The 17,538-nt window shown below is 57.0% G+C and carries 11 protein-coding genes, 2 tRNA genes and 3 rRNA genes; 10 read left to right on the forward strand and 6 right to left on the reverse strand.

Annotation, left to right across the window (positions count from 1 at the left end; all coding sequences use genetic code 11):
• The first annotated feature begins 22 nt into the window (after positions 1–22).
• Together AC1RBR_RS11805 and AC1RBR_RS11810 are read left to right on the forward strand one after the other, a co-directional pair.
• Positions 23–1,138 carry a saccharopine dehydrogenase family protein gene (locus AC1RBR_RS11805; protein ID WP_492564497.1) on the forward strand — a complete coding sequence of 372 codons (1,116 nt, stop codon included), beginning with the start codon at positions 23–25 and terminating at the stop codon, positions 1,136–1,138.
• A 2-nt stretch (positions 1,139–1,140) separates the two neighbouring features.
• The gene (locus AC1RBR_RS11810) at positions 1,141–1,632 is read left to right on the forward strand and encodes a DUF2269 family protein (RefSeq protein ID WP_492564499.1); all 492 of its coding nucleotides are present in this window, start codon (positions 1,141–1,143) and stop codon (positions 1,630–1,632) included.
• 8 nt (positions 1,633–1,640) lie between these two features.
• Here the strand turns inward: AC1RBR_RS11810 and AC1RBR_RS11815 are convergent, their stop codons facing one another.
• On the reverse strand, positions 1,641–2,093 hold the full coding sequence (locus AC1RBR_RS11815; protein WP_492564500.1) for a thiol-disulfide oxidoreductase DCC family protein: 453 nt from the start codon (positions 2,091–2,093) through the stop codon (positions 1,641–1,643).
• 686 nt (positions 2,094–2,779) lie between these two features.
• Here AC1RBR_RS11815 and AC1RBR_RS11820 point away from each other — a divergent pair.
• The 5 genes from AC1RBR_RS11820 (at position 2,780) to rrf (ending at position 7,987) form a co-directional block, all read left to right on the forward strand.
• A 16S ribosomal RNA gene (locus AC1RBR_RS11820) occupies positions 2,780–4,316 on the forward strand.
• A gap of 81 nt (positions 4,317–4,397) precedes the next feature.
• Positions 4,398–4,474, forward strand: a tRNA-Ile gene (locus AC1RBR_RS11825).
• Positions 4,475–4,503: 29 nt separating this feature from the next.
• Positions 4,504–4,579, forward strand: a tRNA-Ala gene (locus AC1RBR_RS11830).
• A gap of 247 nt (positions 4,580–4,826) precedes the next feature.
• Positions 4,827–7,718, forward strand: a 23S ribosomal RNA gene (locus tag AC1RBR_RS11835).
• Positions 7,719–7,871: 153 nt separating this feature from the next.
• Positions 7,872–7,987 (forward strand): 5S ribosomal RNA (gene rrf, locus AC1RBR_RS11840).
• The 16S, 23S and 5S rRNA genes sit together here with 2 tRNA genes alongside, the layout of an rRNA operon.
• Positions 7,988–8,069: 82 nt before the next feature.
• Here the strand turns inward: rrf and AC1RBR_RS11845 are convergent.
• From AC1RBR_RS11845 to AC1RBR_RS11855, 3 genes are all read right to left on the reverse strand, one after another.
• On the reverse strand, positions 8,070–8,999 hold the full coding sequence (locus AC1RBR_RS11845; protein WP_166496922.1) for an alpha/beta hydrolase fold domain-containing protein: 930 nt from the start codon (positions 8,997–8,999) through the stop codon (positions 8,070–8,072).
• Between the two features lie 90 nt (positions 9,000–9,089).
• Positions 9,090–10,352: an MFS transporter gene (locus tag AC1RBR_RS11850; protein ID WP_492564502.1), complete on the reverse strand. Its 1,263-nt coding sequence runs from the start codon at positions 10,350–10,352 to the stop codon at positions 9,090–9,092.
• A 47-nt stretch (positions 10,353–10,399) separates the two neighbouring features.
• On the reverse strand, positions 10,400–11,332 hold the full coding sequence (locus AC1RBR_RS11855; protein WP_492564504.1) for a DMT family transporter: 933 nt from the start codon (positions 11,330–11,332) through the stop codon (positions 10,400–10,402).
• Positions 11,333–11,431: 99 nt separating this feature from the next.
• On the opposite strand from AC1RBR_RS11855, the gene AC1RBR_RS11860 reads away from it, so the two are divergent.
• Positions 11,432–12,298 carry a LysR substrate-binding domain-containing protein gene (locus AC1RBR_RS11860; protein ID WP_492564506.1) on the forward strand — a complete coding sequence of 289 codons (867 nt, stop codon included), beginning with the start codon at positions 11,432–11,434 and terminating at the stop codon, positions 12,296–12,298.
• A 48-nt stretch (positions 12,299–12,346) separates the two neighbouring features.
• On the opposite strand, the gene proP is transcribed toward AC1RBR_RS11860, so the two are convergent.
• A complete protein-coding gene (gene proP, locus AC1RBR_RS11865) occupies positions 12,347–13,849 on the reverse strand; it encodes a glycine betaine/L-proline transporter ProP (protein ID WP_115987582.1) in 1,503 nt (500 codons plus the stop codon).
• Positions 13,850–14,079: 230 nt separating this feature from the next.
• On the opposite strand from proP, the gene AC1RBR_RS11870 reads away from it, so the two are divergent.
• Positions 14,080–16,284, forward strand: coding sequence for an OsmC domain/YcaO domain-containing protein (locus AC1RBR_RS11870; RefSeq protein ID WP_492564508.1), 2,205 nt, complete (start codon positions 14,080–14,082; stop codon positions 16,282–16,284).
• A gap of 173 nt (positions 16,285–16,457) precedes the next feature.
• The gene (locus AC1RBR_RS11875) at positions 16,458–16,898 is read left to right on the forward strand and encodes a hypothetical protein (protein WP_204896571.1); all 441 of its coding nucleotides are present in this window, start codon (positions 16,458–16,460) and stop codon (positions 16,896–16,898) included.
• A 279-nt stretch (positions 16,899–17,177) separates the two neighbouring features.
• Here AC1RBR_RS11875 and AC1RBR_RS11880 read toward each other — a convergent pair whose 3' ends face one another.
• Positions 17,178–17,459, reverse strand: coding sequence for a hypothetical protein (locus AC1RBR_RS11880; protein WP_095135309.1), 282 nt, complete (start codon positions 17,457–17,459; stop codon positions 17,178–17,180).
• Between the last annotated feature and the right edge of the window lie 79 nt (positions 17,460–17,538).

The raw sequence follows: 17,538 nt of genomic DNA on the forward strand, positions 1-17,538 counted from the left end.
TGAATCGTTCAGGGAAGCGTTGATGGTACTCAGGGTGTTAGTGGTTGGCGGGTATGGAAACTTTGGCAGTATCGTTTGTCGGCATCTGATCGATATGCCGGGCATCGAACTGGCGATCTCGGGGCGCGATCCGCAGAAGCTGGAAGGCAAGGTCGCCGAGTTGGGGGCGAGCTGCGAGCGCTGGTGTGGTGACGCAATGAGCGCCGGTTTCGCCGCCGCTCTGCGTGCGATGAATATTCAACTGGTGGTTCACACGGGCGGCCCGTTTCAGGGGCAATCCTATGCGGTGGCCGAAAGCTGCATCGAGGCGGGCGTGAGCTATTGCGATCTGGCGGACTGCCGGACGTTCGTCAATGGCATCGGCACACTAGATGCACGGGCGAGAGAGGCCGGTGTCGCCATCCTCAGTGGTTGCAGTTCGGTGCCGACGCTGTCGTCGGCGATCATCGATGAGCAGCGCTATCGCTTCAAACGCATCGATTCGATCGAACACGGCATTTCCTCGTCAGCGAAAATGCCGGGATTGTCGACGATCGAGGGTGTGCTGGCGTATGCGGGCAAACCGATCCGCCAGTTGCGCAATGGTCAAGTGCATGAGGTGATGGGTTGGGAGGACCTGACCCTGCGCAAGCTGCAGAACCTGGGCACTCGCGCGCTGGCCAATGTTGATGTACCGGACATGGACATCTTTGCCAGCCGCTTTGGTGCGCACACGTTGAGTTTCAAAGCTGGCGCTGGCCTCAAGCTCGGCGGCGTGGCCAATTATCTGTTTGCGCTGGCGATGAGGAAAGGGCTGGTGCGTGACCACAGGGTGTGGGCGGCCCGGTTGCATCGGTGGGGGACATGGTTTGAGCGTTTCGGTGATGGCAAAAGTGCGATGTATATAGATGTGCGAGGTGTTGGCTTGAACGACCAGCCGTTGTCGATGACGGCGCAACTGACCGCGCTGAATGACAAGGGGCCGGAGATCCCTAGTTGTGCTGCCGTCGCTCTGGCCGCGAAGATCGCTCGAGGTTACTTGCCCGAACCGGGAGCCCGTCCTTGTGTCGGTGAGATCAGCGTCGACGAATACATGGCAGCGATCAACGATCCGCAGAATCTTGGCCTGTCCGTGATTTTCTCTGGCGGGATGCGTTGAGCATGCTTTATCTGAGCGTGAAGTACTTGCATGTCACCGCTGCGATTTTCCTCTTCGGCTTCGGCATGGGTTCCTATCTGTACCTGATCGCCGCCAGTCGCACGGCCAATCCGCAAGTGATTGCGCATATGGCGAAAATGGTCGTGCGCCATGACGCCTGGATCACTACGCCGGCGGGATTCATCCAGATCGCGACGGGTTATTGGCTGACTAGGCTTTCCGGGTTGCCCTTGACCACGGACTGGGTGCTGATGTCGCTGATCCTCTTCTTTATAGTGGGTTCGCTTTGGTTGCCGGTGCTGTTGCTGCAGAAACGTTTGCAGGGGATGGCGGCGGATGCGGTGCAATGTGGGGCAGGGCTTGATGCTAGTTACCGGGCTGTTTATCGGCAGTGGTTCTGGATGGGCGTTTGCGGGTTTCTCGGGATGTTCGTGATCGTGCTGATGATGGTGACGAAGATGACGCCGGGGCAGTGGCTGCAGTTGATGTTGTAGCTGAGCATTCACACCGGCGACTTGAGAAAGCGTCGTTCGTGATCGGGGTCGGGTAACAGGCAGCTGTCGTACTTGCCGAAGATCCGATAGCGATTCAGTGCGACGCGGTCGTAGGCCCAATCTCTAAGTGCTCGTGGGAAAACTCGCAGAAGCCTGACCGGCGACCAACGAGCCGGCAGTTGTGCAATGACTTCGAAGAACGCATCGGAGCGCACCCAGTAATGCTCGTCGCGGATCACCGCCATAGTGTCGAACTCGTCCACCGGGAGACCGGCCCATGCCAGCAAGGCCTGACCTTCTGGCGATTGCACTGCCGCCAGGCGCACTTGCTGCTTGTTGTCATGACGAATCAGAAAACGCGCCCAGCCGTTACATAGCTTGCAGGCGCCGTCGAACAGCACCACGGTCTCGCCTGGATTGAGTAGGGGGGCGGGGGTAGGGCGGACTCGGGAGCCGGGCATGGGGGAAGATCCAGGAAGTTGGGCTGTCATTGTGAGGCATCATCGCAAATTGCTTCAGGCGATGGACCGTATGCTGCGCATCCGCTGACGGTGCGTCTATATATAAGCAGGCTTTTTCGGTGCATTGATAGAAAACTGAAATTAACGGTTGACGGCAGATTCAGGAGGTCTATAATTCGCCCCACTTCCGGCGCAGTCGAAACGGAAAACTCCTTGAGATTCAATGAGTTATGCGATTTTCGACAGCGAGTTGCTTCAGTTCATCGAAGCCTGGAAGGAGTTGAAAGGGCGGTGATGTTTGGCTCTTTTGACGGTTCGATCTTCTCGGTCGAAAGCGGTGAAAAAGAGGTGTTGACAGCAGCGTGTAACGCTGTAGAATTCGCCTCCCGCTGACGAGAGATCGGAAGCGCAAGTGGTTGAAGTTGTTGAAGAATTCTTCGAAAACTTCTGAAAATAATCACTTGACAGCAAATGAGGCTGCTGTAGAATGCGCGCCTCGGTTGAGACGAAAGATCTTAACCAACCGCTCTTTAACAACTGAATCAAGCAATTCGTGTGGGTGCTTGTGGAGTCAGACTGATAGTCAACAAGATTATCAGCATCACAAGTTACTCCGCGAGAAATCAAAGATGTAACCAACGATTGCTGAGCCAAGTTTAGGGTTTCTTAAAAACCCAAAGATGTTTGAACTGAAGAGTTTGATCATGGCTCAGATTGAACGCTGGCGGCAGGCCTAACACATGCAAGTCGAGCGGATGAAGGGAGCTTGCTCCTGGATTCAGCGGCGGACGGGTGAGTAATGCCTAGGAATCTGCCTGGTAGTGGGGGACAACGTTTCGAAAGGAACGCTAATACCGCATACGTCCTACGGGAGAAAGCAGGGGACCTTCGGGCCTTGCGCTATCAGATGAGCCTAGGTCGGATTAGCTAGTTGGTGAGGTAATGGCTCACCAAGGCGACGATCCGTAACTGGTCTGAGAGGATGATCAGTCACACTGGAACTGAGACACGGTCCAGACTCCTACGGGAGGCAGCAGTGGGGAATATTGGACAATGGGCGAAAGCCTGATCCAGCCATGCCGCGTGTGTGAAGAAGGTCTTCGGATTGTAAAGCACTTTAAGTTGGGAGGAAGGGTTGTAGATTAATACTCTGCAATTTTGACGTTACCGACAGAATAAGCACCGGCTAACTCTGTGCCAGCAGCCGCGGTAATACAGAGGGTGCAAGCGTTAATCGGAATTACTGGGCGTAAAGCGCGCGTAGGTGGTTTGTTAAGTTGGATGTGAAATCCCCGGGCTCAACCTGGGAACTGCATCCAAAACTGGCAAGCTAGAGTATGGTAGAGGGTGGTGGAATTTCCTGTGTAGCGGTGAAATGCGTAGATATAGGAAGGAACACCAGTGGCGAAGGCGACCACCTGGACTGATACTGACACTGAGGTGCGAAAGCGTGGGGAGCAAACAGGATTAGATACCCTGGTAGTCCACGCCGTAAACGATGTCAACTAGCCGTTGGGAGCCTTGAGCTCTTAGTGGCGCAGCTAACGCATTAAGTTGACCGCCTGGGGAGTACGGCCGCAAGGTTAAAACTCAAATGAATTGACGGGGGCCCGCACAAGCGGTGGAGCATGTGGTTTAATTCGAAGCAACGCGAAGAACCTTACCAGGCCTTGACATCCAATGAACTTTCCAGAGATGGATTGGTGCCTTCGGGAACATTGAGACAGGTGCTGCATGGCTGTCGTCAGCTCGTGTCGTGAGATGTTGGGTTAAGTCCCGTAACGAGCGCAACCCTTGTCCTTAGTTACCAGCACGTAATGGTGGGCACTCTAAGGAGACTGCCGGTGACAAACCGGAGGAAGGTGGGGATGACGTCAAGTCATCATGGCCCTTACGGCCTGGGCTACACACGTGCTACAATGGTCGGTACAGAGGGTTGCCAAGCCGCGAGGTGGAGCTAATCCCACAAAACCGATCGTAGTCCGGATCGCAGTCTGCAACTCGACTGCGTGAAGTCGGAATCGCTAGTAATCGCGAATCAGAATGTCGCGGTGAATACGTTCCCGGGCCTTGTACACACCGCCCGTCACACCATGGGAGTGGGTTGCACCAGAAGTAGCTAGTCTAACCTTCGGGAGGACGGTTACCACGGTGTGATTCATGACTGGGGTGAAGTCGTAACAAGGTAGCCGTAGGGGAACCTGCGGCTGGATCACCTCCTTAATCGACGACATCAGCTGCTCCATAAGTTCCCACACGAATTGCTTGATTCATTGAAGAAGACGATAGAAGCAGCCCGAAATTGGGTCTGTAGCTCAGTTGGTTAGAGCGCACCCCTGATAAGGGTGAGGTCGGCAGTTCGAATCTGCCCAGACCCACCAATTTTTGTGTGGGAAACCTGTAGAAATACGGGGCCATAGCTCAGCTGGGAGAGCGCCTGCCTTGCACGCAGGAGGTCAGCGGTTCGATCCCGCTTGGCTCCACCACCACTGCTTCTGAAGTTTAAAAGCTTAGAAATGAGCATTCCATCGCTGTGATGGTGAATGCTGATTTCTAGTCTTTTGATTAGATCGTTCTTTAAAAATTTGGGTATGTGATAGAAAGATAGACTGAACGTTACTTTCACTGGTAACGGATCAGGCTAAGGTAAAATTTGTGAGTGACTCTTAAGAGTTTTGCGAATTTTCGGCGAATGTCGTCTTCACAGTATAACCAGATTGCTTGGGGTTATATGGTCAAGTGAAGAAGCGCATACGGTGGATGCCTTGGCAGTCAGAGGCGATGAAAGACGTGGTAGCCTGCGAAAAGCTTCGGGGAGTCGGCAAACAGACTTTGATCCGGAGATGTCTGAATGGGGGAACCCAGCCATCATAAGATGGTTATCTTGTACTGAATACATAGGTGCAAGAGGCGAACCAGGGGAACTGAAACATCTAAGTACCCTGAGGAAAAGAAATCAACCGAGATTCCCTTAGTAGTGGCGAGCGAACGGGGACTAGCCCTTAAGTGGCTTTGAGATTAGCGGAACGCTCTGGAAAGTGCGGCCATAGTGGGTGATAGCCCTGTACGCGAAAATCTCTTAGTCATGAAATCGAGTAGGACGGAGCACGAGAAACTTTGTCTGAATATGGGGGGACCATCCTCCAAGGCTAAATACTACTGACTGACCGATAGTGAACTAGTACCGTGAGGGAAAGGCGAAAAGAACCCCGGAGAGGGGAGTGAAATAGATCCTGAAACCGTATGCGTACAAGCAGTGGGAGCCCACTTTGTTGGGTGACTGCGTACCTTTTGTATAATGGGTCAGCGACTTATTTTCAGTGGCGAGCTTAACCGAATAGGGGAGGCGTAGCGAAAGCGAGTCTTAATAGGGCGTCTAGTCGCTGGGAATAGACCCGAAACCGGGCGATCTATCCATGGGCAGGTTGAAGGTTAGGTAACACTGACTGGAGGACCGAACCGACTACCGTTGAAAAGTTAGCGGATGACCTGTGGATCGGAGTGAAAGGCTAATCAAGCTCGGAGATAGCTGGTTCTCCTCGAAAGCTATTTAGGTAGCGCCTCATGTATCACTGTAGGGGGTAGAGCACTGTTTCGGCTAGGGGGTCATCCCGACTTACCAAACCGATGCAAACTCCGAATACCTACAAGTGCCGAGCATGGGAGACACACGGCGGGTGCTAACGTCCGTCGTGAAAAGGGAAACAACCCAGACCGTCAGCTAAGGTCCCAAAGTTATGGTTAAGTGGGAAACGATGTGGGAAGGCTTAGACAGCTAGGAGGTTGGCTTAGAAGCAGCCACCCTTTAAAGAAAGCGTAATAGCTCACTAGTCGAGTCGGCCTGCGCGGAAGATGTAACGGGGCTCAAACCATACACCGAAGCTACGGGTATCACGCAAGTGATGCGGTAGAGGAGCGTTCTGTAAGCCTGTGAAGGTGAGTTGAGAAGCTTGCTGGAGGTATCAGAAGTGCGAATGCTGACATGAGTAACGACAATGGGTGTGAAAAACACCCACGCCGAAAGACCAAGGTTTCCTGCGCAACGTTAATCGACGCAGGGTTAGTCGGTCCCTAAGGCGAGGCTGAAAAGCGTAGTCGATGGAAAACAGGTTAATATTCCTGTACTTCTGGTTATTGCGATGGAGGGACGGAGAAGGCTAGGCCAGCTTGGCGTTGGTTGTCCAAGTTTAAGGTGGTAGGCTGAGATCTTAGGTAAATCCGGGATCTTAAGGCCGAGAGCTGATGACGAGTTACCCTTTGGGTGACGAAGTGGTTGATGCCATGCTTCCAAGAAAAGCTTCTAAGCTTCAGATAACCAGGAACCGTACCCCAAACCGACACAGGTGGTTGGGTAGAGAATACCAAGGCGCTTGAGAGAACTCGGGTGAAGGAACTAGGCAAAATGGCACCGTAACTTCGGGAGAAGGTGCGCCGGTGAGGGTGAAGGACTTGCTCCGTAAGCTCATGCCGGTCGAAGATACCAGGCCGCTGCGACTGTTTATTAAAAACACAGCACTCTGCAAACACGAAAGTGGACGTATAGGGTGTGACGCCTGCCCGGTGCCGGAAGGTTAATTGATGGGGTTAGCTAACGCGAAGCTCTTGATCGAAGCCCCGGTAAACGGCGGCCGTAACTATAACGGTCCTAAGGTAGCGAAATTCCTTGTCGGGTAAGTTCCGACCTGCACGAATGGCGTAACGATGGCGGCGCTGTCTCCACCCGAGACTCAGTGAAATTGAAATCGCTGTGAAGATGCAGTGTATCCGCGGCTAGACGGAAAGACCCCGTGAACCTTTACTATAGCTTTGCACTGGACTTTGAATTTGCTTGTGTAGGATAGGTGGGAGGCTTTGAAGCGTGGACGCCAGTTCGCGTGGAGCCATCCTTGAAATACCACCCTGGCAACTTTGAGGTTCTAACTCAGGTCCGTTATCCGGATCGAGGACAGTGTATGGTGGGTAGTTTGACTGGGGCGGTCTCCTCCTAAAGAGTAACGGAGGAGTACGAAGGTGCGCTCAGACCGGTCGGAAATCGGTCGTAGAGTATAAAGGCAAAAGCGCGCTTGACTGCGAGACAGACACGTCGAGCAGGTACGAAAGTAGGTCTTAGTGATCCGGTGGTTCTGTATGGAAGGGCCATCGCTCAACGGATAAAAGGTACTCCGGGGATAACAGGCTGATACCGCCCAAGAGTTCATATCGACGGCGGTGTTTGGCACCTCGATGTCGGCTCATCACATCCTGGGGCTGAAGCCGGTCCCAAGGGTATGGCTGTTCGCCATTTAAAGTGGTACGCGAGCTGGGTTTAGAACGTCGTGAGACAGTTCGGTCCCTATCTGCCGTGGACGTTTGAGATTTGAGAGGGGCTGCTCCTAGTACGAGAGGACCGGAGTGGACGAACCTCTGGTGTTCCGGTTGTCACGCCAGTGGCATTGCCGGGTAGCTATGTTCGGGAAAGATAACCGCTGAAAGCATCTAAGCGGGAAACTTGCCTCAAGATGAGATCTCACTGGAACCTTGAGTTCCCTGAAGGGCCGTCGAAGACTACGACGTTGATAGGTTGGGTGTGTAAGCGCTGTGAGGCGTTGAGCTAACCAATACTAATTGCCCGTGAGGCTTGACCATATAACACCCAAGCAATCTGAATGCTCGAAAGAGACCAGATTGCGGTGTGTGAAGACGCAATGAACCGAAAGTTCGCGATGCTCACAAACACCTGTATCACATACCCGATTTGCTGAAGCGAGGCCAACCGGTCACGAGTCAGTACCCGAATTTCTTGACGACCATAGAGCGTTGGAACCACCTGATCCCATCCCGAACTCAGAAGTGAAACGATGCATCGCCGATGGTAGTGTGGGGTTTCCCCATGTGAGAGTAGGTCATCGTCAAGATTAAATTCCGAAACCCCAATTGCGAAAGCAGTTGGGGTTTTGTTTTGCCCGCAGGAAAGTGGTTTGCCTGCCAATACAGGCCCTAACTGCTTGTTTTTGCCCCGATCTGACGCGAAAGCCACACCCGGCTGTAGGTCAGAACACGGCTAGCCATGGTGGTCGGAAAATGGATAAAGCCATGGGCGGAAGAGGGCAGCAGATGGACTTCAACCGGTGCTGATTGTTGCCAGCGTTCAGCCAGTTCCAGCGTGTCGTCGCGCAGAGGATCCAGTTCACCGGTGAACATCAACGCCGGTGGCAATCCGCTCAAGTCGCCGTACAGCGGAGACAGTGGCGGCTGCCGGCGTTCATCATCGCTCAAACCTGGCGTCAGCAGGCGCAGCGCCTCGGCCATGCCCGGGCCGTCGAGTACCAGCGTTTCAGCAGAGGCCGAGTGCACGCTCGGGGTGCCCGCGAGATCGTAGACGCCGTAATAGAGCAGGGCGCCGCTGACCCGCTGCAGCAAATCGGGTGATGCTTTGAGCGCTAACAGGGTGGCGGCTGCCAGATGCGCGCCCGCCGATTCTCCGACAACGATCACCGGCAGGCCGACGAACTCCGTGCAATCGTCGCTCAGCAGCCAGCGTGCGGCGCACAGACAATCCTCCATCAAATCCTCAACCGGTGTATTGACGGCCAACCGATAGTCGACGGATACCACCGCCACGTTGCATGCCTTGACCATGCCGATATTGAGGTCGTCGTTCATCCGCGCATTGCCGATCACCCAGCCGCCACCATGGTAATCCAGCACCACACCTTGAGCCTTTCCCTGCGGGCGGATGATTCGGACGGGCACTGAAGCACCTTGCGAATACACCACAGTGTTTTGCGCACGCAGGTCATGTTTGAGCGGTTTGTCCGCGCTGACAATTTGACTGGCGCGCAGCAATGTCTGGATCAAGCGCGGCGTCAGCCGATTGCGGATGCGAAACCGCGGTAGCCAGGCAAGTTTGCGGTTGAAGCGCTGCATCTGTGCCAGATCACTTTCGCTGAACTCAAGCGTGTTATCAGCCAAATTCTTTCACCCTCATCAGCAATTCCCACTTAACAATACATGCCGTTACGGCGCAGCGCCGAAGGGCGCTTCGCGGTCAGGAACACTTGCATCATTCCCCACACGCTGCAATGTTTCCGGCACCGTCAGCCACAACAGCACAAGCGCCACCCCGGCAATCACGGCCAGGGTCAGAAACGCCGCGTTGTAACCGGCCTCCTGCAACACAATCCCCGCGACACTACTGCTCAATGCCGCACCCAGACCGAAGACGGTCGAGAGGGCGCCGAGGCTGATATTGAAGTGGCCGGTGCCCAAGGTCAGGTCTTTGACCACCACCGGGAACAGCGCACCGAAGATCCCCGCACCGACGCCGTCGAGCATCTGTACGGCAACCAGCCAGTAAGGGTCGGCGGACAAGGTATAAAGCACGCCACGCAACGGCAGAATCAGGAAGCCTGCAAGCAGCAGCGGCTTGCGTCCCCACACATCGGCTTTGGCCCCGACCAGCAAGGCGACCGGCACCATGATCAGTTGCGCGGCGACGATACAGGCCGAAGTCAGTGGCGTCGCCATCTGCAAGTTGACTTGCGCGAGTTTCTGGCTCACCAGCGGCAGCATCGCCGCGTTGGCCAAGTGGAAGAGGGCACAACAGACGGCGAACATCAGCAGCGCCTTGTTGGTCAGTAACACTGTCAACCCGGAAGGCGCCTTGCCGTGCCCGACATCGCTTGGGTCTAGGCCTCGTGCGAGATCATGGTTGATGGCGTTGCTGTCGACGAAGCTCACGGCGATAACACTGCACAGCGCCATGACCGCCATCAGATAGAACACCGCCACCGGCCCGAACAGGTAAGCGAATCCACCGGCCAGCAGCGCCGCGCAGGCGTTACCGGCGTGGTTGAAGGTCTCGTTGCGTCCGGTGCGCCGGGTGAATGCGCGGGGCCCGGTGATGCCCAGGGTGATCGCCGAGATTGCCGGAGCGAATACCGACGCGGCTGCGGCGCTCAGCGCTTGGGTGATCGCCACCAGACTGAAGGACGTAACGAAGGGCAACACCACACAACTACCGGTCACCAGTAAAGCGGCAATCGCGATCACCGCTCGTTTACGGCGTGTGTTATCGACCAGGGCTCCGGCGGGTGTCTGGGTGACAAGGGCGGCGATGCCTGCGAGGGTCATCACCAGCCCGATGCTGGTTGGCTCCCAGTGATGAACTGCCAACAGATAAATCGCCAGATACGGCCCGAGTCCGTCGCGCACATCGGCGAGGAAGAAATTCAGGCTGTCCAGCGAGAGGTTGTTGCGACGATCGGTATGAGTGACCACGCTGGCATCTTCAATAAACGAGGTTCGGCGAAATGCCTCAACCTCCGCTAAGTCAGTGACTTGTGGCCTGCGGATTTAGTTTCCTGGCGGATGCCGACGGCACACACTTTTTCGCTCGGCGCTCGCCCCAGCAATGGCAACCCTACCAGGGTCAGACCGATACCGAGTAGCGCGCTGGCACTCAGCGGATCGCCGAACTGCATCCACGCCCACAACAGTGTCACCGGTGGCGTCAGAAACAGCGCGCCACTGATGCGCTGCATGCTGAAACGCTGCAGGCACAGCCAATAAAATCCGTAGCCGCCAAAAGTCGAGAAGATCACCAGCCACAGCACGCCACTGACGAAGTCTGCACTGATCGGCGGGCGCAATTCACCCTCAAGGCCTGCCAGCAGCGCAAACACAGGAATCACCGCACACACCTGAATAAACAGCGCCGTGGTGGCCGGCATCGCGACCCCCGGCCGGGCTTTCTCAAACAAGGTCGCCGCCGCCAGCGACAATACCGCCAGTAACGGCAAGCAGTAGGCCCACAACCCCGCACTGGCCCACTCGACACTCGCAGCGCTGGCCAGCAGCATGCCGATCACGCACAGCGCCAAACCCAGCCATTGCCAGCCACGTGTGCGCTGCCCCGGAACGCTGCCGGCCAGCAGCACAATTGTCAGTGGCAACAGATTGGCAAACAGCGACGCAGTGCCCGGCGTGACGCCAAGTTGAATCGAGGTGGCAATCGGTCCCATGTAGCCACCCATCGCGAACAGCCCAAGCAGTGCCTGATGCCACATGTCTCTACCGCGCAAACCACGCAAGCCAGCCCAGGCGAACGGCAGCAACAACAATGCCGCCAAAACAAAACGCCATAACGAGGCCAGGTACACGCTGCCTTGATCGGCGACGTAGCGATAGCCAATGAACCCGGAACTCCAGCTGACCACCATTGCAATCAGCAGTGAATAATGAACAGGCATGACGTTCATCGCATGGCACCTGACAGAGGATTGAATTCGATGATATGAATCAGGTGCTGATGCATTCAAACGATACGATTCGCACCACTGATGCAGGAATTCTCAAGCATGGCCGAAGCCCTTGATATCGAACTGTTGCGCACCTTTCAGGCGATCGTGCGCTTCGGGCAATTTCTTGCCGCCGCGAGTTTCCTCAACAAGAGCCCGTCGGCGGTCAGCCTGCATGTTCGGCGTCTGGAAGCGCTGGCGGGCGGGCGCTTGCTGGAACGCGATAACCAGACGGTCAACCTCACCCCACTGGGTCGACGCTTCGCCCTGCAGAGCGCCGAATTGCTGCGTCACCACGATCAATTGCTGGCGAGCTTCAGCACCCCGCTGGCCAGCGGGCGGATCCGTCTGGGGATTTCCGAGGAGTATGCCGGTGCGGTCCTGGGCTGTACGTTGCCGCACTTGTCGGCAGATTTTCCGCACATCGAGCTGGAAGTCGAAACGGGTGCCAGCGGCCGTTTGAGTGCGCGTCTGGAGCGCGGGCAACTGGATCTGGCGTTGCTGGTGGTCGTCGCCAATGCGCCGCCATCGTCGCGTTGCGTAAGGATGCTGGGCCTGACCCAGCCAGTGTGGGTCGCCGCGCACAACTACACGCAGGATCTCACCCGGCCGGTACCGCTGGCCTTGCACGGCAAGGGTTGTCCCTATCGCAGCGTTGCCGTGGATGCGTTGAGCGAGCAGGGACGCCGGTGGCGCGCGGTGATTGTCAGCGCCGGTGCCAGCGCGCTGGAAACAGCCATCGAAGCCGGACTGGCGGTGGGCATTGTTGATCGGGCGCAAGTGCGCCCCGGCATGCGCGTGCTGAGCAGTGAGGAGGGATTACCCGAGTTGCCGCTGCACGAGTTGCGCCTGATGCAGGCACCGGGTGAATTGAGTGAGGCGGGGGAGGTTCTGGGGCGCTTGATCGGTGACGGCTTCGTGCTGTGACGTGTTGATCGACGGCAGCCCCGGGCAGGGCCGCCGTCGGGCACCACATCAGTTAATGCGCGGATGCTGTTGCACCAACTCCTTGCGTTTGGCTTCCAGTTCGGCGATTTCGGCGTCGATGTCTTCGATTTTCTGCTCGATGTTGTCGTGGTGTTCCTTGAGCAGCTCCTTGGCTTCTTCGAGGTCCGACGCTGCCGGCGCAGCACCGCGCAGGGGCTTGTTGGCGGTCTCTTTCATGGTCACGCCGGTGATCAGGCCGACCACGGCAATCACCATCAGGTAATAGGCCGGCATGTACAGGTTGTTGGTGCTTTCCACCAGCCAGGCCACGGCCGTCGGAGTCAAACCGGCAATCAACACCGAGACGTTGAACGCGGCGGCCAGTGCGCTGTAGCGGATGTGCGTGGGGAACATCGCCGGCAGGGTCGAAGCCATGACGCCGATGAAGAAGTTGAGCAAGACCGCGAGCATCAGCAGGCCGGAGAAGATCAGGCCGATCTTGCCGCTGTTGATCAGCATGAACGCCGGAATCGCCAGCAGGAACAGGCCGATGCTGCCGACCACAATGAAGGGTTTGCGGCCAATTTTATCGCTGATAAAACCGATCGCCGGCTGCACGAACAGCATGCCGACCATGATCGCGATGATGATCAGCACGCCACGGTTTTCGCTGTAGTGCAGGTTGTGCGACAGGTAGCTCGGCATGTAGGTCAGCAGCATGTAATAGGTGACGTTGGTCACCGCCACCACGCCGATGCAGGTCATCAGGCTGCGCCAGTGTTTGGTCGCGACTTCCTTGAACGAGACCTTCGGCCCGCCCGCCAATCCTTCACGGTCGCCTTCTTCGAGTTTCTCGACGTGCTGTTGAAACGCCGGGGTTTCTTCCAGCGCATGCCGCAGATAGAGGCCGATCATGCCCAGCGGCAGGGCGAGGAAGAACGGCAGGCGCCAACCCCATTCGAGGAATTTCTCTTCGCCGATGATCGTCGAGATCAGCACCACCACGCCGGCGCCGAGGACGAAACCGGCAATCGAACCGAAGTCCAGCCAACTGCCGAGGAAGCCGCGTTTGCGGTCGGGGGCGTATTCGGCGACGAAGATCGAGGCGCCGGTGTACTCACCGCCGACCGAGAAACCCTGGGCCATTTTCGCCAGCAACAGCAGGATGGGCGCCCAGATGCCGATCGACTCGTAGGACGGTATCAAGCCGATGGCGAAGGTGCTCAGCGACATGATCACGATGGTTGCGGCCAATACTTTCTGCCGCCCGTACTTGTCGCCCAGGGCACCGAAAAACAGGCCGCCCAACGGCCGGATCAAGAACGGCACCGAGAACGTCGCCAACGCCGCAATCATCTGCACGCCAGGATCGGCGCCGGGGAAGAAGATCTTGCCCAGTGCATAGGCGACGAAGCCGTACACCCCGAAGTCGAACCATTCCATGGCGTTGCCCAGTGCGGCGGCGGTGATCGCCTTGCGCATCTTGGCGTCGTCGACAATCGTGATGTCTTTCAATCCGATGGGATTGACCTTGTTTTTCCTTGATTTCATGCGGGTCACTCATAGCTGAACGGATTCGATGCCATTGTTTTGGTGGCATGGGTTCTTTCCGTCAGATACAAGAAGACACGAAATAATTCACTGCTCGCGGCATTTTTGTCGTCCGCACCCGCGAAGATTCAGCAGCGCCCACCCGGCGGCGATTACGCAAAAGCACAAGACGTCAGGCTGAAAACCCGGATAATGGCCGCCAATTCGTTTTTGCTCTCTGGTAAACCCGCATGGAAATCAAGGTCAACTTTCTCGACAACCTTCGACTTGAAGCCAAGTTCGACGACTTCACGGTGATCGCCGATCAGCCTATCCGTTACAAGGGCGATGGCTCGGCACCGGGGCCGTTCGACTACTTCCTGGCGTCGTCGGCCTTGTGCGCGGCTTACTTCGTGAAGCTGTACTGCGAAACGCGCAACATCCCGACCGAGAATATTCGCCTGTCGCAGAACAACATCGTCGACCCGGAAAACCGCTACAACCAGATCTTCAAGATCCAGGTCGAATTGCCCGCGGACATTTCCGAGAAGGATCGTCTGGGCATCCTGCGTTCGATTGATCGCTGCACAGTGAAGAAGGTTGTACAGACCGGCCCCGAGTTCGTGATCGAGGAAGTCGAGAACCTCGACGCCGATGCGCAAGCCTTGTTGATGCCGCACTCGACCTCTGAAGCGGGCACCTACATCGCCGGTAAAGATCTGCCGCTGGAGCAGACCATCGCCAACATGTCGGGGATTCTTGCCGATCTGGGGATGAAGATCGAAATCGCCTCGTGGCGCAACATCGTGCCGAACGTCTGGTCGCTGCACATCCGCGACGCGCACTCGCCAATGTGTTTTACCAACGGCAAGGGCGCGACCAAAGAGGGCGCACTGGCCTCGGCACTGGGCGAGTTCATCGAGCGCCTGAACTGCAACTTCTTCTACAACGACCAGTTCTGGGGCGAGGACATCGCCACCGCCGAGTTCGTGCATTACCCGAACGAGCGCTGGTTCAAGCCCGGCCCGAAAGACGAGCTGCCGCCAGAGATTCTCGATCAGTACTGCCTGGACATTTACAACCGCGACGGCGAGCTCAAAGGCTCGCACCTGTTCGACACCAACTCCGGCAACACCCAGCGCGGCATCTGCTCGCTGCCGTTCGTGCGCCAGTCGGATGGCGAGGTGGTGTACTTCCCGTCCAACCTGATCGAAAACCTGTTCCTGAGCAACGGCATGAGCGCCGGCAATACCCTGGCTGAAGCCCAGGTGCAATGCCTGTCGGAGATCTTCGAGCGCGCGGTCAAACGCGAAATCCTCGAAGGCGAAATGGCCTTGCCTGACGTGCCGCAGGAGGTACTGGAGAAGTACCCGAGTATTCTCGCCGGGATCAAAGGGCTGGAAGAGCAGGGCTTCCCGGTGCTGGTCAAGGACGCGTCGCTGGGCGGCGAGTTCCCGGTGATGTGCGTGACCCTGATGAACCCGCGCACTGGCGGCGTGTTTGCCTCGTTCGGCGCGCACCCAAGCCTTGAAGTAGCGCTGGAACGCAGTCTGACCGAGCTGCTGCAGGGCCGCAGTTTCGAAGGCTTGAACGATCTGCCGCAACCGACTTTCTCGGGCCAGGCAGTGACCGAACCGAACAACTTCGTCGAGCACTTCATCGACTCCAGCGGCGTGGTGTCGTGGCGCTTCTTCAGTGCCAAGTCTGACTTCGAATTCGTCGAGTGGGACTTCTCGGGGCAAGGCGAAAACTCCAACGCCGAAGAAGCCGCAACGCTGTTCGGCATCCTCGAAGACATGGGTAAAGAAGCCTACATGGCGGTCTACGACGACCTCGGCGCCAACGCCTGCCGGATCCTGGTGCCGGATTACTCGGAAATCTACCCGGTGGACGACCTGATCTGGGACAACACCAACAAGGCCCTGCAATTCCGCGCTGACATCCTCAACCTGCACAGCTTGAGCAAGGTCGGCCTGCGTAACCTCGCTCAAGGCCTTGAAAACAGCGAGCTGGACGATTACACCGACATCACCACGCTGATCGGCATTGAGTTCGACGACAACACGCCGTGGGGCAAACTGACGATTCTGGAACTGCGCCTGCTGATCTACCTCGCCCTGCAGAAATTCGAGCAGGCCAAGGATCTGGTCGAAGCCTTCCTGCAATACAACGACAACACCGTCGAACGCGGCTTGTTCTATCAGGCGGTGAACGTGTGCCTGGAAATGGAACTGGACGAAGACCTGGAACTGGCCGACTACGAGGCCAACTTCCGCCGCATGTTCGGCGACGAGCGCATGGACGCGGCGATTGGTTCGGTCAACGGCAGTGTGCGTTTCTACGGTCTGACACCCACCAGCATGAAGCTCGAAGGGCTGGATCGTCACCTGCGTCTGATCGACAGCTACAAGAAGCTGCATGCGGCGCGGGCCAATTCGGCGGGTTTGAATCGCTGATTGCAGACAGCCATTTTGCGCTGAGTGAACCTGTAGTGAGGGAATTCATCCCCGATGGCGCGCGAAGCGGGCCCGGCCTCTTCAACCAATAAAGAAGCGGGCCTGCTGCGCAGTCCATCGGGGATAAATCCCCTCACCACGGGTGAATATTCTGGGGACATGGAGATTCAAGGATGGCAGAGAAGGTCGTGAAGTCGAAGCTGGTCAACTTTCTGGTGGCTGACGTCGAGGTGGATTACGAAGGTGTCGGCGATTTTTACGATGCTGCCGGCAGTGGCAACGTCGGCGCATTGGCCGGCGTGCTGGAAGGTTTCAAGGAGGTGTACGGCGGGCTGTGGGTCGGCGGCAAAATGACCCTGACCAATACCGCTGTGTACCTGAATGCCAACGCCATGAATCGCATGGTTCAGGACGGCACACTGGACATCAGAGTGCCGCTGGGGATGATCCGCAAGGTCACGCTTGAAGGTGGCTTCATCACGAAAATCGTCTGCCTGGATACCGATGCTGGCAGCATTCTGTTCCGTTGTTATGGGGCGAAGGACATCGTTGCACTGATCGAAAAGTCGATCCAGCCACGGGTTTCGACAGCGGTGCTCAAGCGCGGAGCCTGATTCGATCGTCAGGCCGTTCGCCAATCTCACCTGCAGCGAAAAACCTGCGGGAGCCAGCCGCTAATTCTGAGTCCACTGCACAACCCCATTTGGGAGCGAGCTTGCTCGCGAAGAGGGCGTGTCAGTCGCCATCGCTTTGGCTGACAGATCGCATTCGCGAGCAAGCCCGCTCCCACATTGGATCTCTGGCAGCCGCCAATCCTGAATCTACCCAATAACCCTGTGGGAGCTGGCTTGCCAGCGAAGGGGCCGGGTCAGCCAATATCAATATCGGCGCGATCAGCGCTTGCACTGCGCCTGCACCACCTGGCAAGTGTTCGGCGTACCTCCGGAGCGGCCCGCATAACGCATGCAGTTATTCATCGATTTCTTGCGCGCCATGCTCAAGGTGTCGCCCCAGGCCAGACCACCTTCGCCGGAAGTGGGCACGGCTTTGGCGTAGCAGTTCGAGCCGATGGTGGCGTAGCGTTTGCTCGAACAGCCGGCTGTCAGCGCCAGGGTGGTGGCGAGCAGGGTGAGTAGCAGCCAGGACGAGCATTGGCGTGCGGTGATTGTGGTCATCTGGGTTCCTCGTTGGGGCATGCGCCTCAATTGCCTCGCTGACAGGTGTTGGGCATTATCCAGCAATCGACATAAGGAA

This window comes from Pseudomonas sp. GW823-FHT01D03 (assembly GCF_058798255.1).